General features: G+C 44.4%; 17 protein-coding genes. 13 read left to right on the forward strand and 4 right to left on the reverse strand.

Annotated elements, in window-relative coordinates:
- Positions 1–50: 50 nt before the first annotated feature.
- Together IM507_RS21735 and IM507_RS21740 are read left to right on the forward strand one after the other, a co-directional pair.
- Positions 51–1,340 (forward strand): glucose-1-phosphate adenylyltransferase, encoded by a 1,290-nt coding sequence (locus tag IM507_RS21735; RefSeq protein WP_016514814.1) that lies wholly within the window; start codon positions 51–53, stop codon positions 1,338–1,340.
- A 449-nt stretch (positions 1,341–1,789) separates the two neighbouring features.
- Positions 1,790–2,887 (forward strand): patatin-like phospholipase family protein, encoded by a 1,098-nt coding sequence (locus IM507_RS21740; protein WP_002774842.1) that lies wholly within the window; start codon positions 1,790–1,792, stop codon positions 2,885–2,887.
- A 166-nt stretch (positions 2,888–3,053) separates the two neighbouring features.
- Here IM507_RS21740 and IM507_RS21745 read toward each other — a convergent pair whose 3' ends face one another.
- From IM507_RS21745 to IM507_RS21755, 3 genes are read right to left on the reverse strand one after another with little or no spacing between them, the layout of a single operon-like run.
- Complete coding sequence (locus IM507_RS21745; RefSeq protein WP_287233698.1) at positions 3,054–3,572, reverse strand: TolB family protein; 519 nt, start codon at positions 3,570–3,572, stop codon at positions 3,054–3,056.
- The gene (locus tag IM507_RS21750; protein WP_002732502.1) at positions 3,569–4,105 is read right to left on the reverse strand and encodes a TolB family protein; all 537 of its coding nucleotides are present in this window, start codon (positions 4,103–4,105) and stop codon (positions 3,569–3,571) included. Before IM507_RS21750 ends, IM507_RS21745 begins: the two co-directional genes overlap by 4 nt.
- Before the next feature lie 12 nt (positions 4,106–4,117).
- The gene (locus IM507_RS21755; RefSeq protein ID WP_287637737.1) at positions 4,118–4,933 is read right to left on the reverse strand and encodes a Ycf66 family protein; all 816 of its coding nucleotides are present in this window, start codon (positions 4,931–4,933) and stop codon (positions 4,118–4,120) included.
- A gap of 627 nt (positions 4,934–5,560) precedes the next feature.
- Between IM507_RS21755 and IM507_RS21760 the strand changes: the two genes are divergently transcribed.
- From IM507_RS21760 to IM507_RS21800, 9 genes are all read left to right on the forward strand, one after another.
- The gene (locus IM507_RS21760) at positions 5,561–7,252 is read left to right on the forward strand and encodes an iron uptake porin (protein ID WP_002731518.1); all 1,692 of its coding nucleotides are present in this window, start codon (positions 5,561–5,563) and stop codon (positions 7,250–7,252) included.
- A gap of 151 nt (positions 7,253–7,403) precedes the next feature.
- Positions 7,404–9,179, forward strand: a complete 1,776-nt coding sequence (pyk, locus tag IM507_RS21765; RefSeq protein WP_272103283.1) for a pyruvate kinase — start codon at positions 7,404–7,406, stop codon at positions 9,177–9,179.
- A gap of 143 nt (positions 9,180–9,322) precedes the next feature.
- On the forward strand, positions 9,323–10,135 hold the full coding sequence (locus IM507_RS21770; protein WP_287637740.1) for a HEAT repeat domain-containing protein: 813 nt from the start codon (positions 9,323–9,325) through the stop codon (positions 10,133–10,135).
- Positions 10,136–10,190: 55 nt separating this feature from the next.
- Complete coding sequence (locus IM507_RS21775) at positions 10,191–10,622, forward strand: DUF29 domain-containing protein (RefSeq protein WP_287637741.1); 432 nt, start codon at positions 10,191–10,193, stop codon at positions 10,620–10,622.
- A gap of 185 nt (positions 10,623–10,807) precedes the next feature.
- Positions 10,808–11,431, forward strand: a complete 624-nt coding sequence (locus IM507_RS21780; RefSeq protein ID WP_287637742.1) for a HEAT repeat domain-containing protein — start codon at positions 10,808–10,810, stop codon at positions 11,429–11,431.
- A gap of 63 nt (positions 11,432–11,494) precedes the next feature.
- On the forward strand, positions 11,495–12,268 hold the full coding sequence (locus IM507_RS21785) for an ABC transporter permease (protein ID WP_002774827.1): 774 nt from the start codon (positions 11,495–11,497) through the stop codon (positions 12,266–12,268).
- A 138-nt stretch (positions 12,269–12,406) separates the two neighbouring features.
- A complete protein-coding gene (locus tag IM507_RS21790; protein WP_002732759.1) occupies positions 12,407–13,300 on the forward strand; it encodes an ABC transporter ATP-binding protein in 894 nt (297 codons plus the stop codon).
- 134 nt (positions 13,301–13,434) lie between these two features.
- On the forward strand, positions 13,435–13,914 hold the full coding sequence (locus tag IM507_RS21795; protein WP_002774825.1) for a hypothetical protein: 480 nt from the start codon (positions 13,435–13,437) through the stop codon (positions 13,912–13,914).
- A 503-nt stretch (positions 13,915–14,417) separates the two neighbouring features.
- Complete coding sequence (locus tag IM507_RS21800; RefSeq protein WP_002732965.1) at positions 14,418–14,699, forward strand: DUF2470 domain-containing protein; 282 nt, start codon at positions 14,418–14,420, stop codon at positions 14,697–14,699.
- Between the two features lie 179 nt (positions 14,700–14,878).
- Here IM507_RS21800 and IM507_RS21805 read toward each other — a convergent pair whose 3' ends face one another.
- Positions 14,879–15,655 carry an SDR family NAD(P)-dependent oxidoreductase gene (locus IM507_RS21805; protein ID WP_287637743.1) on the reverse strand — a complete coding sequence of 259 codons (777 nt, stop codon included), beginning with the start codon at positions 15,653–15,655 and terminating at the stop codon, positions 14,879–14,881.
- 148 nt (positions 15,656–15,803) lie between these two features.
- Between IM507_RS21805 and isiD the strand changes: the two genes are divergently transcribed.
- Positions 15,804–16,016, forward strand: coding sequence for a protein IsiD (isiD, locus tag IM507_RS21810; RefSeq protein WP_069473990.1), 213 nt, complete (start codon positions 15,804–15,806; stop codon positions 16,014–16,016).
- A gap of 164 nt (positions 16,017–16,180) precedes the next feature.
- Positions 16,181–17,179 carry an adenosine kinase gene (locus IM507_RS21815; RefSeq protein ID WP_130757889.1) on the forward strand — a complete coding sequence of 333 codons (999 nt, stop codon included), beginning with the start codon at positions 16,181–16,183 and terminating at the stop codon, positions 17,177–17,179.
- The last annotated feature ends 545 nt before the right edge of the window (positions 17,180–17,724 follow it).

Genomic DNA, 17,724 nt, shown 5'->3' on the forward strand with positions numbered 1-17,724 from the left:
ATCCTACACTTACTTTGAGAAGGAAACAGCCAATCGCGAGGGTTACGCGCGTGAAAAAAGTATTAGCTATTATTTTGGGTGGCGGGGCCGGAACTCGCCTTTATCCGTTAACGAAACTGCGGGCAAAACCTGCCGTCCCCCTAGCGGGAAAATATCGCTTAATCGATATTCCCGTCAGCAATTGTATTAACTCCCAGATTGACAAAATCTATGTGTTGACGCAATTTAATTCCGCTTCCCTCAATCGTCACCTCAATCGTACCTATAATTTTACGGGTTTTAGCGATGGTTTCGTGGAAGTTTTGGCGGCTCAACAAACCATGGAGAATCCTCAATGGTTCCAAGGCACGGCCGACGCAGTACGACAATATATCTGGACGATGAAGGATTGGGATATCGATGAATATCTAATTCTCTCGGGAGATCATCTCTATCGCATGGACTACAGCAAGTTCATCGAACGCCATCGGGAAACTAACGCCGATATCACTTTATCGGTGGTTCCCATCGATGAACGTCGGGCCTCCGCTTTTGGGGTGATGAAAATTAATGATTCGGGGCGAATTGTCGATTTTTATGAGAAACCCAAAGGGCCAGAATTGGAAAGAATGCGGGTAGATACGACGATTTTAGGCTTAAGTCCCGACCAAGCCCGTCAAAGTCCCTACATCGCTTCCATGGGAATTTATGTCTTTAAAAAGAATGTTTTAATCGATCTGCTCGATGCCAATAAAGAACAGACCGATTTCGGCAAGGAAATTATTCCCTCGGCGGCTAAAGACTACAATCTTCAGGCTTATTTATTTAAGGGTTACTGGGAAGATATCGGGACGATTGAGGCCTTTTATGAGTCTAATCTCGCCTTGACCCAACAACCAAATCCCGCCTTTAGTTTCTACGACGAAAAAGCCCCCATCTATACCCGTTCTCGCTATCTGCCACCCACAAAAATGCTCAATTGTACGGTGACAGAATCGATGATTTCTGAAGGTTGTATTCTCAAAGAATCTCGCATCCATCACTCGATTTTAGGTATTCGTAGTCGAGTCGGCAAAGACTGCACGATCGAGGATACAATGCTGATGGGAGCCGACTTTTATGAGTCTTTCCCCGAACGGGAAAGTCTGATCGGAAATGCCAAAATTCCCGTGGGTATCGGTCCTGGTTCCACTATTCGTCGGGCAATTGTGGACAAAAATGCTCGCATTGGTTCCAATGTTTTAATTGTTAACAAAGATCGTGTGGAAGAAGCTAATCGCGAAGATTTAGGTTTCTATGTTCGCAGCGGCATCGTGGTTATTTTCAAAAATGCCACTATTCCCGACGGCACGGTAATTTAATCTATCAGTTATCAGTTATCAGTTATCAGTTATCAGTTATCAGCTTTTATTTATCCGATTAATTAGCCATTTTTCTAGTTATTATCGCTTGGATATAGCCGCAGGCTGATGGCTTCAGCTAATTACCTAGACAATTCCCTTGAAACCATAAGTAGCTGGTTATAATTAAATTAAAAATGGATTTTAGGTTCGATCCCCCCTGCCCCCCTTAATAAGGGGGGTGCCGATCCCCCCTTAGTCCCCCCTTTAATCCCCCCTTAATAAGGGGGGCATCTGAAAGTTTTTAATACCTACCTACTTATCCTTTCCTAGAAGTGATAGCAAAATCTCCCGAGCAGCTCTTCTGAAAATCAGAAAAATTTCTATATTTTTGCATCCGATTTTAAGTTTATCAATTAACCTTAAATTAAAGCCCTAGGGCTTAGATAGAAGCTATTCAAAGGATATTTATGAAAGCCAAAATCGCGATCGCTTGTCAGGGAGGCGGCAGTCAAACTGCTTTTACTGCCGGTGCATTAAAAGCATTATTTGACAATAAAGTGCAAGATTACTTTAATATTGTCAGTCTCAGTGGTACTTCTGGCGGTGCTATCTGTGCCTTTTTCACCTGGTATGCTCTCAAAAAAGGTGATAGCGTCGTTTGGAAAAGAATGATTGATTTTTGGGAAGATAATAGCGCTCGAACTCCCCAAGAACAACTATTTAATGACTCAGCTATTAAAGCTCTAGAATTGGCCAGCAAAGGATTAATTCCCCAGTATAATCTCAGTCCTTCCTCTCCGATTACTAAAACCTTATTTTCTATAGCTACCTACGGTTTACGCAGTCGCTTTACCAACTTTGATCAGTTACTAAGAGCGCATATTGACTTTTCGGAATTAGCCACTTGGGGAGCTAAACCAGAACCCCCAGTTTTATTAATTGGGGCCTGTAATATCCTGACAGGAAAATTAAGTAAATTTAACTCGCGCCAGGAAGCAGTTAAAATTGAACATATCCTAGCTTCTGCTTGTGTTCCTAACATTTTTCCTGCTGTCACCATTGAAACTATGGCCTACTGGGATGGACTATTTTCCGATAATCCCCCCATCCGTTCTTTAATTCGCCGTGAATTTGTTGGAATCGAAAATATTCCCGATGAAATTTGGGTAATTAAAATTAATCCCACCTCTAGAGACAAGATCCCCGTGCAATCCGATGATATTGCTGATCGCCGTAATGAATTAGAAGGCAATGTTTCCCTATTTCAAGGTCTCGATCAGATTGAGTTGATCAATCAATTATTTCTTAAAGGAGCATTTAAAGAGGAATACTTGCGCGAGATCGGATTAACAGAACCATTTAAAATTCCTAAATCTTTCCCAGAAGATCCCGATCAAGATTACCATATCCCGATGATCGAAATGTCTGCGGAATTAGCCAATAGTCTCAACTATGAAAGTAAACTTGATCGCTCTCCTGCCAATATCCAGCGTCTGATCGCTGACGGCGAAAAACAGGGAAAACAATTTCTAGAACATCGACTAAAAGCTATGGGTTTAGGATAATTTTTGAGGTTTCAAAAACGGCAAAAATAAGGATTAAATAGCATGAAATCTGTCAATAGACTATTTAATTGATTATTATTCATTCTTAATTCTCCTGACTACTGAATACTGGCTACTGACTCCTAACCCTAACAACAATTTTTGATTTTTACAAGAGGTCTAATGATCACTGATTTTCATTGACTAATACCCGTCCAGATAGATCGTAAATCATAACATCCCATTGCCCATTTTTTGCCGCTTCAAAAGCCACTTTAGAACCATCGGCACTGATGATCGGATTGCGTACTTCCGCGAGCAGATCGGGAGCAATTTCCCTTCTCTGTTGAGTTTGTCGATCATACAGATAAATAGCCGTTTTTCCCTGACGACTAGCAGTAAAAACGATATAACGACCATCTTCACTAATGGAAGGACTAGAAGCGATCTGATCGAGAGAATTTAGTCCGGGTAAAGACAATAAACGACGATCGATGGCATCAAAAAGATAGATAGCTTGGGAACCATTGCGATCGGAAGCAAAAACGAGATAGCGAGAGGCAAGATAGGGAGTTAATTCACTAGCAGCACTATTTAAACTTCTCCCCCCTCGATCGAAAGGAAAAGACAATAAACTGGGATAACCCGCACATCCAGTTAACAAACTAATTACAGCAACAAGACTAATAAAAAAATAACGTTTCACGGTTTGGGACTTTCAACGGGACTGCCATCGGCAATATCTAACTCGATATTCGGACCGCGATCGAGAACCTCCACATCCCATTGTCCCCGACGAGCGGACTCAAAGACAAGATAACGACCATCGGGACTAAGACGGGGATTTCGCAACCAACCGCGATAATTTTGACTCAATAACTCAGAACGATCGGTAATGCGATCATATAAAGCGATGACGGGACGACCTTCAATAATCACCACATAAGCCAGATAACGCCCCGTTTGGCTTAAACTAGGGCTATCGGTAATTTCTTGACCCGTATATAATCCCCCTAGGGTCTGGTATTGTTTTGTCTGCAAATCATACAGCAGTATCTGATTACTACCGCGACGATTAGACAGCAAAGCCAGCCAACGACCATCACCACTCAGGGCAGGTTTTTCGTCATTATAGCGACTATTGAGGGTTCCTGTAGATAAACCGGGGTTATTGAGATTACAACCGCCTATAACCCCTAAAAACAAGCAGATAAACAGGAAAAAGGGAGCTTTGGTCATCGGACCTACTCCTTAATAATCAAACCTAGTCGGATGATCATTACTCGACTCCCGTTCACTATTATCCGGTCTCTGCCAATCTTCTCGATCGCCGGTATCGCTAGAATCGATCGGTTGATAATCGACGTATTCCCCTTTAAATGGCGGATCATCCTCAATTATTGGGCGAGGACGACGTTTTTGGCTAGTGCGGGGTGGTTTACTGCTCGTCTCTTCACTAGGGGGACGACGACGGGGACGGGAACTGGTTTCTTCCCAATCATCACCGCTACGGCGCTGATCATAAACATCTCGATCGCTAGTGGGGGAACTATTGCGGGGACGACGATTAGCGGTTTTGCGACTGCTAGTATCGGCCGGCCGACGGGTGCGGGTGCTGCGGGGTTCCTCGTCCTGATAACTAGAAGTGCGGGAAGAGCGGGGATCATCGTAACCGCGTAAACGGGGATTATCTTCGTAACGTTCCTCCGGTTCGTAGGTGTCGAGGGGTTCCAATTCGGCCCGATATTCCCGACTCACAGGACGTTCATCCACAAAAGACGTGCCGCGGCGGGCCTGTTCTGTGGTTAAACCCCTTAATTTTACCGTCTCGAAGGCAAAAAACACCGCTGCCCCAGTCAGCAGAAATTGTCCGAATTGCAAAATTGGATCCAGTCGCCACCCTTGAAAAAGTAGAATTAAACCGCACAGTAAACCAACGGCGGCAAAAAATATATCATGATCGCGGGAAAGTTCCGGCCGCACCGAGCGCAGGAAGTATAACCCGGCTCCGGCCACTGCCAGAAAAATTCCTAAGATACTGGCCGAATTCAGCCCAAAATTGACCATCTTTATCTCCCTTCTCGGTGCTTAAATTTAAGAATCGAGTCTTTATCTCTAGCCCTCAGCTTTCAGAAGCAATCCTGCTGTTTTTAACTCTAGGCATCGAGCTATATTCTAACCCCAAAGTCCAGCAATATATTAACCACCCTCGTTCACACAACTATTGTTAGGGGAGTGCGGAGATTTTATCAGTGATCAGTAAACAGTAAACAGTAATCAGTGAACTGAAAACTCACATCTGATAACTGATCACTGATAACTGAAAAGGCTGAGATTTTAACAAAATCTTTAGAAGTTACCCATTGACAGGATTGACTAAATGTGATAGATGGGTTTCGGGCATTTTAACGTGATTTCTTGATCACTTTTCAGCGATCGCTATCCTTGGGAAGTTAATCGCCGCAAGTCTGAAAGGAGGGATTTTCCTTGATGCACATCATGGTTAATTTGTCAAGTACCTAAGTCCTAATCTTAATAAGATTCAGACAGAAATTTTTCTGTCATATCATAAAATTAACTTAACCCAGCCAAGGGGGAATTAGCATAGAATATGATCATAATTCAGGCTGAACATATAGTCTGTTTGTATTCATAGTCCATTCAATCCATAGAATAAGGTGTGAGGATTGACCCATGTCAAAACTATTCAAGAATATAGCAAAGGTAACTCCTTTAGTATTAGGTGCTTCCGTGGCAGCTGCTGGCAGCGCAGTGGCTCAAACTATGTCGGGGACACCTCAACTGAAAATTGATCCGGCTGCGCAGCAGCAACTCGATCGTATTCAGAGTGCCCAAAATAGTCAGCAGATTAATACGAGTGTCTATCAAGGTTCCATGTCCCAGGTGACTAGCGTTAACCAACTGCGGGACGTATCTCCCACCGCTTGGGCCTACGAGGCATTAAGAAGTCTTGTGGAACGTTACGGTTGTATCGTTGGTTATCCTGACCGTACCTTCCGTGGTGATCGCGCTACCACTCGTTGGGAATTTGCCGCTGGTTTAAACGCTTGTTTGAACGTCATGGAACGTTTAATTCAAGATGGTGTGGGTGTACTCAGGGAAGATATTGATAAATTAAAACGTCTTGTTCAAGAATTTGAAAGCGAACTAGCGGCTTTAGGGGCCAGAGTAGATAACCTCGAACAGCGCGTTTCTTTCTTGGAAAATAATCAATTTTCTACCACCACCAAACTCAGAGGTGAGGTAATCTTCAGTGTCGCCGATAGCTTCGGTGGTCAGGCTCTCCTTAGAAATACCGACGGTACGGTGACTAGAGGCACCAATCAAGATCAGACCCAAACAGTATTTAATAACCGGGTTCGTCTCAACTTTGAAACCAGCTTCACCGGTAAAGATTTGTTAAGAACCCGTTTACAAGCGGGTAACTTTAACAACACTTTCAACCAAAGTGGTCCGACGAGAACCAACATGACCCGTCTAGCATACGATAATGGCCAGAACAACGATGTCACCATCGATGACTTGTTCTACCGCGCTCCCATCGATACTCCCTTCGGTAAAATCACCATTTGGGTTGGTGCTAACGAGTTAAACCTAGATGACGTTTTCATCACTACTAACCCCTTCCTCGCCGATAGCGGTACAGGTGCTTTATCTCGCGGTCAACGCTACAATAACATCGTCTTCCGCGGTCCCGATGGTGTTGGTGCGGCGGTCAGATTTAATGTCGGGGATGTTTTCCAAGTCACAGGAACCTACCTAGCTAGTGGTGGGACTGATGGAGCCAGCAATCCTAACCCCGGTAGCGGTTTATTTAACGGTTCCTACAGTGCGGGTGCTCAGGTTGGTTTCTCCTTCATCAAATTTGCCGATATTAACTTCGTCTATGTTCGCAGTTATCAAACTGCGGCTAGTATGAGTTCTGGTTTATTCGGTAACGTCAGCAGCCCTCTGACGGAGCGTCCCTTCGGTAACGTTGCTACAGTAGCCGACCGTTTCGGTCTTCAAGCGAGCGCCCAGGTTATCCCTGGAGTCTTAAATCTAGGGGCATGGGGGGGTTATGCTAATGCCTCGGCCACGGGAGTTAATGATGCGATCGGAGACGATAACACTGGTATCTGGTCTTGGAACCTTAATCTTTCTGTCCTCGATCTCTTTGCCGAAGGTGCAGCCCTGTCCATCGGTGGTGGTCAAGTACCCCGTTCCGATAAAGAAAGCAGCACCGCTTACATGGTAGAAGCCCAGTATAAGTTCCCAGTCACCAAAAACATCCTGATTACCCCCGGTGCCTATGCGGTCTTCAACGCTAACAACGAAGGTAACTCCATTTTGGTCGGTGTCATCCGGACAACTTTCCGTTTCTAAGCTGAGTTGACGGACTTGAAAAAACGGTGGGATTTGTAGATCTCACCGTTTTTTTACTTTTAACTTTTCACTGGATATAGCCATTTATGAGAAGATGATCGGAGCGTCCCAAACGCTGCTATATTTACTTCGCCTATTTAGTTGCTTATCTATGCACTCTCTGTCTTTCCCCCGTCGCACTAAAATTGTGGCCACAATTGGCCCGGCCTCGCAAAATAAGGAAACATTACGTCAGATGATCAAGGCGGGGGCGACGACATTTAGATTAAACTTTTCCCATGGCGATCACGATTACCATCGTCACAGCATTAACTTGATCCGTCAGTTAGCCTTTGAACTCAATCAACCGATTGGCATCCTTCAGGATCTACAGGGACCAAAAATTCGTTTAGGTAAATTTGCCTGTGGGTCGATTACCCTGAAACCGGGGGAACCCTTTATCCTTACTTCTAGGGATGTGGAATGTAATCAGGACATAAGTTCCATTAGCTATCCCTCGCTGGCCCAAGAAGTGCCAGAAGGTTCGAGAATTCTCCTCGATGATGGTAAAGTCGAAATGCGGGTGGAATCAGTGGATCGCCTGAAAGGCGACCTGTCCTGTCGCGTGGTGGTTGGGGGTGTCTTATCCAGTAATAAAGGGGTAAATTTTCCCAACGTCTATCTGTCGGTGAAAGCTTTAACCGATAAAGACAAAAAGGATTTAATGTTCGGACTGCTGTGGGATGTGGATTGGATCGCCCTTAGTTTTGTGCGTAATCCCCAAGATATCCTCGAAATTAAAGAATTAATCGCCAGTGCGGGGAAATCTATCCCCGTGATCGCTAAAATTGAAAAACACGAAGCGATCGAGGAAATGGAGGCAATTTTATCCCTCTGTGATGGTGTGATGGTGGCTAGGGGAGATTTAGGAGTAGAATTACCAGCCGAAGACGTGCCAATCCTGCAAAAACGCCTGATTAATACTGCTAATCAGCTAGGCATCCCGATTATTACCGCCACTCAAATGCTTGACAGTATGGCCAGTAATCCTCGTCCCACCCGCGCCGAGGTTTCTGACGTGGCTAATGCGATTTTAGATGGCACTGATGCGGTCATGCTTTCCAATGAAACGGCTGTGGGTCATTATCCCATCGAAGCAGTGGCAACCATGGCCCGCATTGCCGAAAGGATCGAACGGGAACAGATCAATAGTGCCGCTCGCTCTAACAATAAACAATCGATTCCTAACGCTATTTCCTCGGCAGTTAGTCAAATTGCCGAACAATTGGGGGCAGCGGCAATTATTACCCTGACAAAAACCGGCTCTACTGCCCGTAATGTCTCCAGATTTCGCCCCAAAACCCCGATTTTAGCCGTTACCCCCCATCGGGAAGTGGCACAGCAGTTACAGTTAGTTTGGGGGGTAAAACCGATGTTATTGCTCGATTTACCCTCCACTAGCCAAACTTTTCAAGTGGCGATGAATCTTGCCCAGGAAAATAACCTCCTCGCGGATGGTGATTTAGTGGTGATGACGGCGGGAACTCTGCAAGGGGTGGCCGGTTCCACGGATTTAATTAAGGTGGAAGTGGTAAAATCCCTTTTGGGCAAGGGTACGGGTATCGGCCAGGGTGTGGCCAGTGGCCGGGCGCGAGTGGCCCATAATGCCCGAGAAGTGGGTAGTTTTAGTAGTGGGGAGATTTTAGTCGTTCCCACCACCAGCGCCGAATATGTGGATATGATGCGGAAAGCTGGCGGAATTATCACCGAAGATACCGCGATGAATAATCACGCCGCTACTATCGGTTTAAAATTGGGTATTCCTGTGATTGTCGGGGTTAAAGATGCCACGAAAATTATCCGCGAAGGGGTGATCATTAGTCTCGATGCTCAACGGGGTTTAATTTATTCTGGTATTGGCAAGGGTGCGGCAACTATGAAAAACTGAGTCAGTCATCAGTATTCTCCGAGTCAGGAGTCAGGAGTCAGGAGACGCGAGACAGGAGACAGGTTTTATTTATTCTCCCCATCCCCCCACACCCCACACCCCACACCCCACACCCTACACCCCACACCCATTTTCACTTGTCTATGAGCGATTCTTACTCTGCTGCCGTCGATAATCCGGCCTATACCGTTGAACAAGCGATCGCTAATATCCAGCAAAGAGAAGACCTAGGCGCGCGTTATTATGCTGCTTGGTGGTTGGGTAGATTTCGTGTTCGTCAACCGGAGGCGATTTCGGCCTTAATTGCCGCTTTAGAGGACGAAAGCGATCGCACTCCCGATGGCGGTTATCCCCTGCGACGCAATGCTGCCAGCGCTTTAGGGAAATTAGATGATCTCAGTTGTGTTCCCGCTTTGATTGCCTGTCTCGACTGTGAAGATTATTATGTGCGCGAATCGGCTGCCCAGGCATTGGAAATGCTTCAGGATCGAAGCGCGATCGCACCTTTAAAGAAACTATTAGAGGGTGGCATCGAAGGGGCTGTTTTAGTGGCGGGAAAACCCCATTTATTCCAACCCTACGAAGCGATTATCGAAGCCTTGGGAACCCTGCAAGCGACGGAAGCGATTCCCCTCATCGAACCATTTTTAAGGCATTTCGTCGAAAAAGTGCGTTATGCGGCTGCCCGCGCCCTCTATCAACTCACGGCTAACCCCCACTATGGCGATATTCTGATTAAGGCCTTGCAAGGGGAAGAATTACAGCTGCGTCGTTCTGCTTTAATGGATTTAGGTGCTACGGGTTATCTGCCAGCCGCACCTGCGATCGCTAATACTTTGGCGGAAAATAGTCTGAAACTGGTTGCTCTCAAGGAACTTTTAGAAAACCATCTAAAAACCAATTCTAGCGGCGAAAATATCTCCGAAATTCTCACTTTAATGGATAGTTTATTGTAGTTAATAATTGCTTATTTTTGATTTAAATTAAAACCGATAGAATCCAGAGGTTTTTATGCTAATTCAAACTGATTATGTCGGCTGGCTGAACGAGACAATCACTCTGTTAAGACAAAAAAACTTTGATCAAGTTGACTGGGAAAACTTGATCGAGGAGATAGAAAGTTTGGGCAGAAGTCAAAAACGTGAACTCCGCAACCGGTTAACCACCATCTTAGAACACTGCCTCAAACTTTGCTATACTGATTACGTTGAGGATTATCGAGGTTGGCAAGAAACTATTAGGCGCAGTCAACGGGAACTAGAAGAACTTTTGAGGGATTCTCCTAGTTTAAAACCCTACTGGAATCAAGTATTTTTAGATTGCTATGCCACGGCTTTAAAAAGCTTGCGAGATAACCCCGATTATCAATCTTTTAACTTTCCCGATGATTGTCCTTTTTCCCAAGAAATTAGTCAGATTTTACAGAAAAAAGTTTGGCGATAAAATTATCTTTAAAAGTTTCTTGGTGGGGTTAGGAGATAGGAGTTAGGAGTCAGTAGCCGGTCGTCAGGAGACAGGAGACAGGAGATTATTTTATTTATTCTCCCCACTTCCCCACTTCCCCACACCCCACACCCCACTTCCCCACACCCCAACCCCCAACTCCTCATCCCCTCCACTGATAACCAATGCTTCCCACCGTTGAGACTTTAATTATCGCCGTCGAAAAAGCCGACTCAGCTAATGAGTTACTAACCGCCGTGGAAAACTTAGCCGCCGCCAAAAGTGAAGCGGCAATACCCACCCTCACCGATGTGCTGAGATATAACAACCCCGGCGCCTCCGTGGCAGCCGTGGATGGTTTAATCGCCATCGGCAAAGCGGCGGTTCCCTATTTACTAGCCAACCTAGACGGTTATAATTATGGGGCGAGAGCTTGGGCAACCCGCGCCCTAGCAGGAATTGGCGATGTGCGAGGATTGGACTTATTACTTGAGGCGGCGGTGAGTGATTTTTCCTTTAGTGTGCGGCGAGGGGCGGCTAGGGGCTTAGGAAATATAATTTGGTCTGATTTGGAGAAAAGTCGGGTTTCTGAGGCTCAGAAGGCTGTTTTTGCGGCACTGGAGAAACTTTTGCAAGGGGATCCAGAGTGGGTGGTTAGATATGCGGCGATCGTCGGATTGGAGGGATTAGGAACTGCGGCGGCGGCATTTCGCAGGGCGATTCGGGAACTTTTAGCACAGATTGGGGAGACAGAAGCGGAAATAGTGGTAAGATTGCGTGCCGATCAAGCTCTGGAACACTTACAATAAGCCTAAGTCACAAAGTAGAAAAACTCATTTCTCTACAGGGAGAAACAATTACACTAACATTCTATGAAATATTGGCAGGAAATTTTAGCGATCGCTCAACGAATTTTAGTAGAATTAATCCGGCGCGGGCGTAGCTTAATCCTCTGGGGCATTTTCCCGATCCTTGTCCTGCTCTTAAATGGCTATATTATGGCAGAAAAAGGCAAAATTGAGCTTGCTGAGGCAATGGCTCTGGCTACTCCTCCCACCCTCGTCGGGGCGGCACTTTTCTTTAGTTGTTTGGGGGGAACCGTGGCGACGGTAGTAGCAGAAAGGGAACAACAAACGATTAAACGGTTATTTTTATCGCCTTTAAGCGGTGTTTCCTATTTTATCGGCATTTTTCTCGCCCATTGTGTGATTGCTGCCTGTCAGACAGTTTTAGTTTATTCTATTGCTAAACAGTATGGAGCCACTTTTAAAGGCTCAATTCCTCTAGAATTATTAATTATTTTCCTTAGTATCACCGCCTATGTGGGTTTAGGATTTATCCTCGGTACTCAACTGGCGAAAAGAACAGAAGATGTTAATGCTTTGGTGGGAACTTTTGGGGTTCCTTTATTAATTTTAGGAGGCGTTTTTCTTCCGACTGCTTTATTCCCCGACAATATTCTATCTCTGGCTAAATATAACCCGATCTACCACATGAATGAAGCTTTAATTGCTGTTTGGGCAAAGGGCGAAAATCTCCAAGATATTAGCTCTCATTTTCGCTTTCTCTGTCTTTTTGCTCTAGCTATGGTAGCAGGTGGTTGGCTTACCTATCGACAAATGTTAAACCTTGAACGCCGATTGTAAATCAGTTATCAGTGATCAGTGATCAGTGATCAGTTATCAGTTAGAAAAGGCAAGAGTATTTATTGATTTGTCTTCCCATATCTTACACTCCCTAATCCTGCTTCCTGACTTCTGACTATCCTTATTACTTTATTAAAAATGCTGACTATTAGTAATGTCAAAAAAAATTACGGAAGACGCTTAGTATTAGATCAATTAAACTTTCATATTGAAGCGGGGGAAATTTACGGTTTACTTGGTCCAAATGGTGCGGGAAAAACCACCACTATTAACTTAATTTGTAATTTATTAAAACCCTCATCGGGAGAAATTACCTTTAATTATTTGCCAATTTCGAGAGTTACTAAAGAATTAATTGGGGTTGCCCCACAAGAAAATTTATTGTACAAATCCCTTACTTGTGAGGAAAATCTCAACTTTTTTGCTCAGATTTATGGACTCGATCGCCCCCAGCGTCGTCATCGGATTAAAAGCAGTTTATCCGCAGTAAATTTGCTCGATCGCGCCCGTAGTCCGGTGGAAACTTTAAGCGGTGGAATGCAGCGCCGGATGAATATTGCTGTGGCTATTGTTCATCAGCCAAAATTATTAATTCTCGATGAACCAACTACTGGTTTAGACATCGAATCTCGCTATGAAATTTGGGATTTAATCGGAGAATTACGGCGACAGGGAATGACAATTTTATTAACTACCCATCTCCTCGATGAAGCACAGCGTCTCTGTCAACGTATCGGCATTTTAAAACAAGGTCGTATTATTGCCGAAGGTAATTTAAATCAGCTGCGTCAGCATATTCCTGCTAAGGAAATTATTATCATGGATACCCAGGATCAAGAAGCGGCAATTAATCGAGGGAAACAATTAGGATTTACTCCCAAATTTTACGGTAAAGATTTAGCTTTTTGGTTAGATGAACATCTAGAATTAAGCGAGATTATTCAGGCATTCGATGGCATTAATATTGATTCTCTCGCCCGTCAGACGGTACAGTTAGAACATATTTATATGGAAATTATGAATCAATTTTAACACCGTTTTTGAGAATTCAGGTTGATGATCAGCATTTTTTCGGAATTTAGCTCAATTAAGCTAAATCACCGTTTTTTTACCGTCATGATCATCTATAATTTTTGGATAGGTTCTATTAATTGGAGACAAAATCAATGATGAAATTAACCTCTATCACTGGGTTATTGGGTCTATCGGCGGTATTATTAAGCTTACATCTACCGGCAGCGGCGCAAAATTGTCGGCCACTTTCTTTATTAGGGGGTGAAGGTAGTGAAGTTACCAAAAGCGTCTCACAACCCACTGTTCCAGGGCCTTTCGGTGTCACGATAACTCGTAATAATTGGAATACCGATTGGGCAGTTCCGGGGGGGAGACGTTTTCAGAGGTTTATCGTTACGGTTTCTGTCCCCCGGGCTGCCTCCTTCGATATCCGGCTGTTTCTCAAGTATAGCGATCAAACTAACGAGGAATTTTTTAATACTAATGGAGTACGAATCGAACCCGATAAACCCTTAACAATTACTGCCACAGTCCGGGCAAATGATCAACCTTTTCTAGTCAATCTTTTTGTCAATGGTATTCAGCACATCGGTAATACCTACACCGCTTCTGTTGTCGGTTGTGAACGATAAAATATATAGGATGTGCTGAAAAAGTTTTTTCTGGGGGCAGGGTGTGGGGTTTTAAGCTAAGAGGCATTTTAATCGCCTATCCGATTAGCTCAATCTCTCCCAATCCCTTTACTGTTGCCTCTTGTTTCATCTCAACAGGCAATTTATACTAAATCCAGTTATTAAAGACTGATTATCTATTCCTCCTTTTGCCTCTTGCCTCTTGCCTATCCTCATAAGTAGCCTATACTCAACGGATTTAGTATTAAATGCACGGGCAGCCCCAGACTTTACTCTCTACCCCGATTGACCTTAAGTGGGACAATTAGATCAATGCACAATTAAGGATTTTTGTCAAGAAAATAATATTAAACTTATCATTGATGTCTCCCATGTCCACGCCCAAATTATCTGGCAATTGGCGATTAATTAGGCTACCCTAACTAATATCCCTCCATTTGCCTCGATTTAGAACTGGCTTTTATCTGTCCCCACCTCAATCATCGATTTTTTTCCAGAATCTTATGTCTGAAACTATCACTCCCGCCATTAGCGATCGCATCTGTAAACACATGAATAAAGATCACGGTGATGCCGTGCTTTTCTACGCTCAAGTTTACGGCAATATTACCGATGCAGAAACCGCTCAAATGCTATCCATCGATCCCGAAGGTATGGATTTAGCCATAGAAAAATTAGGGGAGAGTCAAACAATTAGAATACCTTTTGAGCGCACCCTAGAATCAGCCAAGGATGCCCATAATATCCTCGTTGAGATGCTAAAAGTTAATCAAACCACCCCTTGACAAAGCTCGATTTTGCGCCATAAATCTAACAACCCTGTTGGATAAAACTTTTAGACTTTTTCGCCATTAAAAAGTGTCAGCCATGGGGGTAATCCGGGGGAAATTGAGCTACTTTTTCCCTGAAAATATGTAAAACCCCACACCCTACCCCCCGGAAAAACTTTTTCAGCAGACCCTAGTTATAGCTTGAATTGCTTTTCTATCAAAGACACGATCCAACTTCTGGGTAAAAAACGGGGCAGATTGACGATAATTTTATTAGCAAATTTACCTGCTACCACGTTGGGGCGTTTGTTGGCCAAGGCGGTTAAAGCCTCTTGTACCACCACTTCCGCCGAATCTAACCGGCCGTTTTTGCCCATAAAGGCACTGGGAAATCGGGCCACCTCAAAAAAATTAGATTCCGTCGGACCGGGGCAAAGAGCGAGGATTTCAACGCCTTTGTCTTTATTTTCTGCCCAGAGAGACTCGCTAAAGCTGAGGACAAAGGCTTTTGTCGCCGCATAAACGGAAAGATAGGGGAGCGGTTGAAACCCAGCAATGGAAGCAACATTGATAATTGCCCCCCCAGCACCAGCAAGCATGGGACGGAGAAAATAGTGGCTTAATTCCACCAATACCAGATTATTTAACTGGATCATTTCTAACTGTCGGGCTAAATCCCGCTCGCTAAAAGCGCCATAATCACCAAAACCGGCATTATTTACCAGTAAATCGACGTTGATTCCTTTTTGGTTCACCGTATCATATACCAGCTTTCCCGCCCCAGCAACGGTCAGATCTTGGACGATAACTGTCACTTTTACCCCGTATTGTTCCTCTAATTCCGCTGCTAATTGTTCTAGTTTATCCCTAGATCTAGCGACTAAAATTAGCTCCATTTGCCGTTGGGCAAGTTGACGAGCAAAGACGACACCGATACCGGTGGAAGCGCCAGTAATGAGGGCTGTTTTCATAGAAGATCAACTAAAAATAGCTCTTTTGCTGGAATCTTACCACAATTACCCATCCATTTACAGTTCTTAACTTGGCGGGGAAGGCATTTTTTCAACTCAGAATATATGTTAGGCTAGAAAAAGAACAAAGGTCGAGGGAGGTGCAGAAATGACAGTTATAAGCTTCACTGATCAAGATATTGCCAAGTATAACGCCGCTGATATTGCTTCTTTAGCCGAACGACTAGAAAAAGATGAGTATAGTAACCCCTTCGAGGCTTTGCGGGATTGGCACCTGTTGCGAGCGATCGCTTTTCAAAGGCAGGAATTAGCCGAACCTTATCTTTATCTGTTGGATCTAGAAGCCTACGATGAGGCTTAAAGTGGCTTCGTTAAACAAAACTTAACACAAATTACTGGGGGTGTGAGACTAGCACACCCATTATTTTTGATTATGGTATTCTCTGGCTGAAAAAAGCCCCTAGCTTTTTGCCCCTTCTTTCCCTACTATCAATAACAAAGTATTTTTAGGCGATCGACTAAATTATGGGCAAACAATACAACGTTTATGGGATCGGTAACGCGCTCGTTGATATGGAATTTCAAGTCTCTCCTGAATTACTGCAAGAATTAGGCATCGATAAAGGAGTGATGACGCTGGTGGACGAAAATCGTCAAACCCAGTTGATGGAAAAATTGGCTCTTGATTGTAAACGCAGCGGTGGCGGATCGGCGGCGAATACCCTAGTAGCGATCGCTCAGTTGGGGGGTAGAGGTTTCTATTCCTGTAAAGTGGGTAATGACGAATTAGGTAAGTTTTATCTGCAAGATCTGCGGGCCTGTGGTTTGCATACCAATGAACACGGCGGCGAAAAAGAGGTGGGAATCACGGGAAAATGTCTAGTTTTCGTCACTCCCGATGCCGATCGCACCATGAATACTTTTCTCGGCATCACTGGGGAAATTTCCGAACGAGAATTAGTCCCCTCAGCGATCGCTAATGCCGATTATCTCTATCTCGAAGGTTATCTCGTCACCTCTCCCACTGCCAAAGCTGCCGCTATTAAAGGGCGAGAAATTGCTCAGGCGGCTGGAGTCAAAACCGCTTTATCCCTGTCGGATCCCAATATGGCGATTTTCTTCCGGGAGGGATTACTGGAAATGATCGGAACGGGGTTAGATTTCGTTTTCGCTAATGAGTCGGAAGCTTTGACTATTTCCGGCAGCGAGGAAATCGAGTCAGCGATCGCCTATTTTAAAACCATTGCCCAAGGATTCGCTATCACCCGGGGTGCCAGTGGTTCTTTGATCTATGATGGCGAAAATCTCCTGGAAATTGACCCCCATCCCGTACAGGCGATCGATACCGTCGGCGCGGGGGATATGTATGCAGGTGCGTTTCTCTACGGTATTACCCACGGTATGGGTTACAAAGGAGCAGGAAATCTCGCTTCTCTAGCGGCTGCCCGGGTGGTTTCTACTTTTGGAGCGCGTTTACAAACCGAGGAAATTCAATCCCTGCGCGATTCGATCGTTTTGGGATAGGTTTTGTCAGTGATCAGCTTTCAGTCATCGGGAGTCAGGTTTTTTCTCCCTGCTCCCTGCTCATAGTCTTAACGAGTAATTTAGATAGGGTTTGCTGAATAAATTTGAAATGTAGGCAAAGTAAGGGTTTTGGGGCTTTTCTCGCGAAACAGGTGCAAGATTTTGAGAGAATCGTCGTTCAAAACCTTGCGTCTTCATCGGCCCGCGTCCTGTAGGGGCGAAGCATTCGGGCAATAACCTATCGGTGAAAACGTAGATTTTCTATCCGAATGCTTCGCCCGTACTTATTCAGCAAACCCTAGATAGTCATACTAAATCCTGTTTAAAAGTTATAGGAGAGTGGGGAGAAGGGAGCGGGTTTTTCAAGTTGGATTGGGGGTTAATCATGCTATTAAAAACCGATTCAGTAGACCTCTTGCATAATTTTTTTATGGTATAATATAAGGTTTTGCTTTTTTCTCAATTCTTAGATTGAAGTGGAAAAAAGAATAAAATGTGATCTTAGGTCAGGAAATCATCTATAATTTTGCTATGTTTATTAGCAA

The organism is Microcystis sp. M20BS1 (assembly GCF_020245305.1).
Classification (GTDB): domain Bacteria; phylum Cyanobacteriota; class Cyanobacteriia; order Cyanobacteriales; family Microcystaceae; genus Microcystis; species Microcystis ichthyoblabe_A.